The 7,982-nt window shown below is 71.7% G+C and carries 2 protein-coding genes and 1 pseudogene; 2 read left to right on the forward strand and 1 reads right to left on the reverse strand.

Going from position 1 to position 7,982, the window contains the following annotated elements:
* Nucleotides 1–158: 158 nt before the first annotated feature.
* Complete coding sequence (locus I55_RS35740) at nt 159–434, reverse strand: hypothetical protein (protein WP_148293597.1); 276 nt, start codon at nt 432–434, stop codon at nt 159–161.
* A 199-nt stretch (nt 435–633) separates the two neighbouring features.
* On the opposite strand from I55_RS35740, the gene I55_RS06560 reads away from it, so the two are divergent.
* Nucleotides 634–4,698, forward strand: coding sequence for an Ig-like domain-containing protein (locus tag I55_RS06560; RefSeq protein ID WP_148293598.1), 4,065 nt, complete (start codon nt 634–636; stop codon nt 4,696–4,698).
* Nucleotides 4,699–4,847: 149 nt separating this feature from the next.
* A pseudogene (locus I55_RS06565) lies at nt 4,848–7,982 on the forward strand (cadherin-like domain-containing protein); the annotation flags it as partial.

Below are 7,982 nucleotides of genomic sequence, written 5' to 3' on the forward strand. Positions count from 1 at the left end.
CGACCACGGCACTGACCCGACCACCGGCACGGGCTCGGGCGGTGTCGAGCCGGCGGCGGCGACACCGGCTCCGGCGCGACAGACTCCACCACCGGCAGCGGTGGCACGGGCACCACGCCCACCGATCCCTCCACCGGGACCGGTTCTGCTGGCACCGATCACGGCACCGACCCGACCACCGGCACGGGTTCCGGCGGTGTCGAGGCCGGCGGTGGCAACACCGGCTCCGGCGCGACCGACCCCACCACTGGCAGCGGCGGCACCGGCACTGCGCCCACCGACCCCTCAACCGGGACTGGATCGGGCGGCACCGACCACGGCACTGATCCGACCACCGGCACGGGTTCCGGCGGCGTTGAGGCCGGCGGCGGCAACACCGGTACCGGCACGACAGACCCCACCACCGGCAGCGGCGGCACGGGCACCACACCCACCGATCCCTCAACCGGGACCGGCGGCACCGACCACGGCACTGATCCGACCACCGGCACGGGTTCCGGTGGGACGACCGATCCTGGCACCGGTGGACACACCGATCCAGGTACAGGTGCCTCCATCAGCCTGACGCTGTCACCGGCGCTTGGCCTGGAAGATCATTCCATCGGCGTTTCCATCTCCGTCGGCTTGCCCGTCATGGGTACTTCTGGAACCGTCAGCGTCACCATCGATGGTGTTCCGGCCGGCGCTACCCTGTCCGCCGGCATTGATAACCATGACGGCACCTGGACGCTGACCGGCGATCAATTGGTGGGCCTGACCCTCACCCCCCCAACGGACTACAGCGGCACCCTGAATTTGGGTGTGACGGCTCATGCCGCGCTGGACGGCACGGATATCAGTGCCACCGGCACCCTGGTCGTGACCGTCGCCCCGGTGGCCGATGCCCCTACCCTGGCGATCCTACCCGCCGTTGGCCTGGAGGATCAGCCCATCGCCCTGACCATCGCTGCCGGCCTGCACGCTCCGGCCGATGGCGAGACCCTGAGCGTCACCATCGCCGGTGTCCCCGCCGGCGCCACCCTGTCCGCCGGCACCGACAATGGCGACGGCACCTGGACCCTGACCGGCGCTCAGCTCACCGGCCTTACCATCACTCCGCCGCATGACTATAGCGGTACCTTGACGCTGTCCGTCACGGCGGAGGCTGCGGTCAATGGCACCACTGCCGACACCACGGGCACCCTGTCCATCACGGTGGCGCCCGTGGCGGATGCGCCGGTGTTGAGCCTGCAGGCGTCGGTGGGGCATGAGGACCAACCCATCGCGTTGAGCATCTCCGCCAGCCTGGTCGATCCGGCACAGGGTGAGACACTGTCGGTGACGGTGGCCGGTGTACCGGCGGGCGCCCACCTGTCGGCGGGCGTGGACAACCACGACGGCACCTGGACACTGAGCGCCGGCCAGCTAACGGGCCTGACCCTGACGCCGCCGGCCGATTACAGCGGGACTCTGACCCTGTCCGTCACGGCGCATGCCGAGGTGGGTGGCACCAGCGCCGACACCACCGGCACCCTGGCGGTGACGGTCGCCCCCGACACCGTGCATGTCGGCGTGGGCATCGACGCCCCGGGCCTGACCCTGCTGCCGGCCATCGGCCTGGAAGACCAGCCCATCGCCCTCACCATCGCCACCAACCTGCCCAACCCGCTGGCGGGGGAGACGTTGAGCGTCACCATCAGCGGACTGCCGGCCGGCGCCACCCTGTCCGCCGGCACCGACAACGGTGACGGCACCTGGACCCTGACGGCCGTGCAGCTCACAGGCCTGACCATCACCCCACCCGCCGACTACAGCGGCACCTTGACCCTGGGCGTCACCGCCCATGCCGAGCTGGCGGGGGTGGAGGCCACCACCAGCGCCAACCTGGCCGTCACCGTCACCCCCGTGGCCGACGCCCCCACCTTGGCCGTCCTGCCCGCCATCGGGCTGGAGGACCAGCCCATCGCCCTCACCATCGGTGCCGGCCTGGTGGCCCCCGCCGCCGGTGAGACGCTGAGCGTCACCATTGCCGGTGTGCCGGTAGGCGCCACCCTGTCCGCCGGTACCGACAACCACGACGGCACCTGGACCCTGACCACCGCCCAGTTGACCGGCCTGACCCTGACGCCACCGGCCGATTACAACGGCACCGTCACGCTGACCGTCACCGCCCATGCCGAGATCAACGGCACCGGCGCCGACGCCAGCGGCAGCCTGTCGGTCACCGTCCTGCCGGTGGCTGACGCGCCCAGCCTGGTGACGCTGCCGGCGGTGGGCCTGGAAGACCAGCCCATCGCCCTCACCATCGCCGCCGGGCTGCATGCCCCGGCCGATGGCGAGACCCTGTCCATCACCATCGCGGGCGTGCCTGCCGGCGCCCTCCTGTCCGCCGGCACCGACAACCACGACGGCACCTGGACCTTGACCTCCGCGCAGCTGACGGGCCTGACCCTGACGCCACCAGCGGACTACAACGGGACCGTCACCCTGACCGTGACGGCGCATGCCGACGCCAACGGCACCACCGCCGACACGACGGGCAGTCTGTCGGTCAGCGTGCTGCCGGTGGCCGACGTGCCCAACCTGGTGGTGCTGCCCACCGTGGGGCTGGAAGACCAGCCCATCGCCCTGACCATCGCCGCCGGGCTGATGACGCCGGCTGCAGGAGAAACCCTGTCCGTTGTCATCAGCGGCGTGCCCATGGGCGCCACCCTGTCCGCCGGTACGGACAATCATGACGGTACCTGGACCCTGACCGGCGTCCAGCTGACCGGCCTGACCATCACCCCACCCGCCGATTACAGCGGCGTGCTGAACCTGACCGTCACCGCCCACGCCGACGTCAACGGCACTGAGGCCACGGCCAGCGCCGTCGTGGCCGTCACCGTCCTGCCCGTGGCCGACGTGCCGAACCTCGTGGTGCTGCCGGCGGTGGGCCTGGAAGACCAACCCATCGCCCTCACCATCGGCGCTGGCCTGGCGACGCCCGCGACGGGGGAGACCCTGTCCGTGGTGGTGAGCGGCGTACCGGTAGGCGCCACCCTGTCCGCCGGCACCGACAACCATGACGGCAGCTGGACACTGACCGGGGCACAGCTGTCCGGCCTGACCTTGACGCCGCCCGCCGATTATCACGGTACCCTGAACCTGACCGTCACCGCCCATGCCGACGTGAACGGCACCGAGGCGACGGTCAGTGGCGGCCTGTCGGTCACCGTCCTGCCCGTGGCGGATATCCCCAATCTGGTGGCCCTGCCGGCGGTCGGGCTGGAGGACCAGCCCATCGCCCTGACCATCGCCGCCGGGCTGACGACGCCGGCTGCGGGGGAAACCCTGTCGGTGGTGGTGGGCGGCGTACCGGTGGGCGCCACCCTGTCCGCCGGCACCGACAATCACGACGGCACCTGGACCCTGACCGGTGTCCAGCTGACCGGCCTGACCATCACCCCGCCCGCCGATTACAGCGGCACCCTGAACCTGACCGTCACCGCCCACGCCGACGTCAACGGGACGGAGGCCACGGCCAACGCCGCCATCGCCGTCACCGTGCTGCCCGTGGCCGACGTGCCCAACCTGGTGGCCTTGCCCGTGGTGGGTCTGGAAGACCAGCCCATCGCGCTCAACATCAGCGCCGGCCTGGCCGCGCCGGTGGCGGGGGAGACCCTGTCCGTGGTGGTGAGCGGCGTGCCCGTGGGCGCCGTCCTGTCGGCGGGTACCGATAACCACGACGGCACCTGGACCCTGACCGGCGTGCAGCTGGCCGGCCTGACCCTGACCCCGCCCGCCGACTACAATGGCACCATCACCCTGGGCGTCACGGCGCATGCCGACGTGAACGGCACCGCGGCCTCGGTGAGCGCCGGCCTGACCGTCACCGTCTTGCCGGTGGCTGACATCCCCAACCTGGTGGTCCTGCCGGCCGTCGGCCTGGAAGACCAGCCCATCGCCCTGACCATCGCCGCCAGCCTGGCGACCCCGGCGGCGGGGGAGACGCTGACCGTCACGGTGAGCGGCCTGCCGGCCGGCGCCGTCCTGTCCGCCGGCACCGACAACCACGACGGCACCTGGACCCTGACGGGCGCCCAACTGACAGGTCTGACCCTGACCCCGCCGGCCGACTATCACGGCACCCTGTCCCTGGGCGTCACGGCGCATGCCGACGTGAACGGCACGGACGCCGCCATCAGCGCCACTGTCGCCGTCACCGTGTTGCCGGTGGCCGATATGCCCAACCTGGCGGTCCTGCCCGTGGTGGGGCTGGAAGACCATCCCATCGCCTTGACCATCACCGCCGGCCTGGCGGCCCCGGTCGGCGGGGGAGACGCTGAGCGTCACCGTCGCCGGCCTGCCCGCCGGCGCCACCCTGTCCGCCGGCACCGACAACCACGACGGCACCTGGACCCTGACCAGCGCCCAGCTGACCGGCGTCACCCTGACCCCGCCCGCCGATTACCATGGCACCCTGAGCCTGGCCGTCACCGCCCATGCCGACCTGAACGGGACGGACGCGACGGCCAGCGCCAGCGTGGCGGTCACGGTGCTGCCCGTGGCCGACGTGCCCAACCTGGTGGTCCTGCCGGTGGTGGGGCTGGAGGACCAGCCCATCGCCCTGACCATCACCGCCGGCATCGCCACGCCGGCGGTGGGGGAAACCCTGTCGGTGGTCGTCGCCGGCCTGCCCGCGGGCGCCACCCTGTCGGCCGGCACCGACAACCATGACGGCACCTGGACCCTGACCGGGGCCCAGCTGACCGGCCTGACCCTGACCCCGCCCGCACGACTACCACGGCACCATCAACCTGACCGTCACCGCCCATGCCGACCTGGCGGGGGCCCAGGCCTCGGTCAGCGCCAACCTGGCGGTGACGGTGCTGCCGGTGGCCGAGGTGCCCAACCTGGTGGCCCTGCCCGTGGTGGGCCTGGAAGACCAGCCCATCGCCCTGAACATCGCCGCTGGCCTGCCCACGCCGCTGGCGGGGGAGACCCTGTCCGTGGTGGTGGGCGGCCTGCCCGCCGACGCCACCCTGTCCGCCGGCACCCACAACGGTGACGGCACCTGGACCCTGACCAGTGCCCAGCTGACCGGCCTGACCGTCACCCCGCCGCATGACTACAACGGCACCCTGAACCTGACCGTGACCGCCCACGCCGATTTGAACGGCACGGAAGCGACGGCGAGCGCCAACCTGTCCGTCACGGTGCTGCCCGTGGCCGACATCCCCACCCTGGCGGTGCTGCCCACCGTGGGGCTGGAGAACCAGCCCATTGCCCTGACCATCGGCGCGGGCCTGGTGGCCCCGGCCCTGGGCGAAACCCTGTCCGTCGTCGTCACCGGCGTGCCCATGGGCGCCACCCTGTCCGCCGGTACCCACAACAGCGACGGCACCTGGACCCTGACCGGGGCCCAGCTGACCGGCCTGACCCTGACCCCGCCCGCCGACTACACCGGCAGCTTGACCCTGGGCATCACCGCCCACGCCGACATCAACGGCACGGACGCCGCGATCAGCGCCAACCTGGCCGTCACCGTGCTGCCGGTGGCGACCATACCCACCTTGGTAGTCCTGCCCGTGGCGGGCCTGGAAAGCCAGCCAGTGTCGCTCAACATCTCCGCCGGGCTGGTCAGCCCGGTGGTGGGAGAAACGCTGTCGGTGGTGGTCAGCGGCGTGCCCGCCGGCGCCACCCTGTCTGCTGGTACCAACAACCATGACGGCACCTGGACGCTGACCGGCGCCCAGCTGACCGGCCTGACCCTGACCCCGCCGGCCAACTACCACGGCACCCTGGACCTGACCATCACTGCCCACGCCGGCCTTAACGGCACGGACGCCACGGCCAGCGCCAACCTGTCGGTCAATGTGCTGCAGGTGGCCGACATCCCGACCGTGGCCGTCCTGCCGGCCGTCGGGCTGGAAAACCAGCCCGTGGCGCTGAACCTCACCGCCAGCCTTGCCGCCCCGGTGGCGGGCGAGAGCTTGTCGGTGGTGGTCAGCGGCGTGCCCGCCGGCGCCACCCTGTCCGCCGGCACCCACAACGTCGACGGCAGCTGGACCCTGACCGGGGCCCAGCTGACCGGCCTGACCCTGACCCCGCCGCACGACTACAGCGGCAGCCTCAACCTGACCGTCACGGCCCACGCCGGCCTGAACGGCACGGACGCCACGGCCAGCGCCAACCTGGCCGTCACCGTCCTGCCCGTGGCCGACGTCCCCAGCCTGGTGGCCCTGCCCGTGGTGGGCCTGGAGAACCAGCCGGTGGCGCTCAGCATCACCGCCGGCCTCGCCACCCCGGTGGTGGGAGAGGCCCTGTCGGTGGTGGTCAGCGGCGTGCCCGTGGGCGCCACGCTGTCCGCCGGCACCCACAACAGCGACGGCACCTGGACCCTGACGGCCGCCCAACTGACAGGCCTCAGCATCACCCCGCCGCACGACTATCACGGCACCTTGAACCTGACCGTCGCCGCCCATGCCAGCCTGAACGGCACCGACGCGGTGGCCAGCGCCAACGTGGCCGTCAACGTCCTGCAGATCGCCGACGTTCCCACCCTGGCGGTGCTGCCGGCCGTGGGCCTGGAGAACCAGCCCGTGGCCCTCAGCCTGACCGCCGGCCTGGCCGCCCCCGTGGCGGGCGAGACGCTGTCGGTGGTCGTCACCGGTGTGCCGGTCGGCGCCACCCTGTCCGCCGGCACCCATAATACCGATGGCAGCTGGACACTGACCGGCGCCCAGTTGACCGGCCTGACCCTGACGCCACCCGCCAACTACCACGGCACCCTGGACCTGACCGTCACCGCCCACGCCGGGCTCAACGGCACAGACGCGGCGGCCAGCGCGCACCTGTCGGTCAACGTCCTGCAGGTGGCGGATATCCCGACCCTGGTCACCTTGCCGGCCGTGGGCCTGGAGAACCAACCCATTGCCCTTGGCCTGACCGCGGGCCTGGCCGCCCCGGTGGCGGGCGAGACGCTGTCGGTCGTCGTCACCGGTGTGCCGGTGGGTGCCACGCTGTCGGCCGGCACCCACAACGCCGACGGCAGCTGGACCTTGACCGCCACTCAGTTGACGGGTCTGACCATCACCCCGCCGGCCAACTACCATGGCACGCTGAACCTCAGCGTCGCCGCCCACGCCAGCCTCAACGGCACCGACGCGGTGGCCAATGCCACCGTCGCCGTCAACGTCCTGCAGGTGGCGGATATCCCAACCCTGGTGACCCTGCCCGCGGTAGGCCTGGAAAACCAGCCGGTAGCCCTCAGCCTGACCGCGGGCCTCGCCACTCCGGTGGTGGGTGAGACGCTGTCCGTCGTGGTCACCGGCGTGCCCGCCGGCGCCACCCTGTCCGCCGGCACCCACAACGGCGACGGCAGCTGGACCCTGACCAGCGCCCAACTATTCGGCCTGACCCTGACCCCGCCCGCCAACTACCACGGCACCCTGAACCTGACCGTCACCGCCCATGCCGGCCTGAACGGCACCGACGCCACGGCCAGCGCCAACCTGGCTGTCAACGTCCTACAGGTGGCGGATATCCCGACCGTGACCGTCCTGCCTGCCCTGGGATTGGAAAACCACACCATCGCCCTGACCCTGGGGGCCGGCCTGCCGACGCCCGTGGTGGGCGAGACGCTGTCGGTGACCGTTTCCGGCCTGCCCGTGGGTGCCACGCTGAATCACGGCACACACAATGCCGACGGCAGCTGGACCCTGGCCGCCGCCCAGTTGACGGGCCTGACCCTGACACCGCCGGCCGACTATCACGGAACCCTGAACCTGACCGTCACCGCTCACGCCGGCCTGAACGGCACAGACGCGGCGGCCAGCGCCAGTTTGGTGGTCACCGTGCTGCCGGTGGCCGATGTGCCCAACCTGAACCTGGGTACCTCGCTGGGGCTGGAGAACCAGCCCATCAGCCTGAACCTGGCCACCAGCCTGCCGGAGGCGATCACGGGCGAGACCCTGGCCGTGACCATCAGCGGCCTGCCGCTGGGCGCCACCCTGAACCAC

Origin of the sequence: Azospirillum sp. B4, assembly GCF_000333275.1 — a bacterium.
In the GTDB taxonomy this organism is placed as follows: Bacteria; Pseudomonadota; Alphaproteobacteria; order Azospirillales; family Azospirillaceae; genus Nitrospirillum.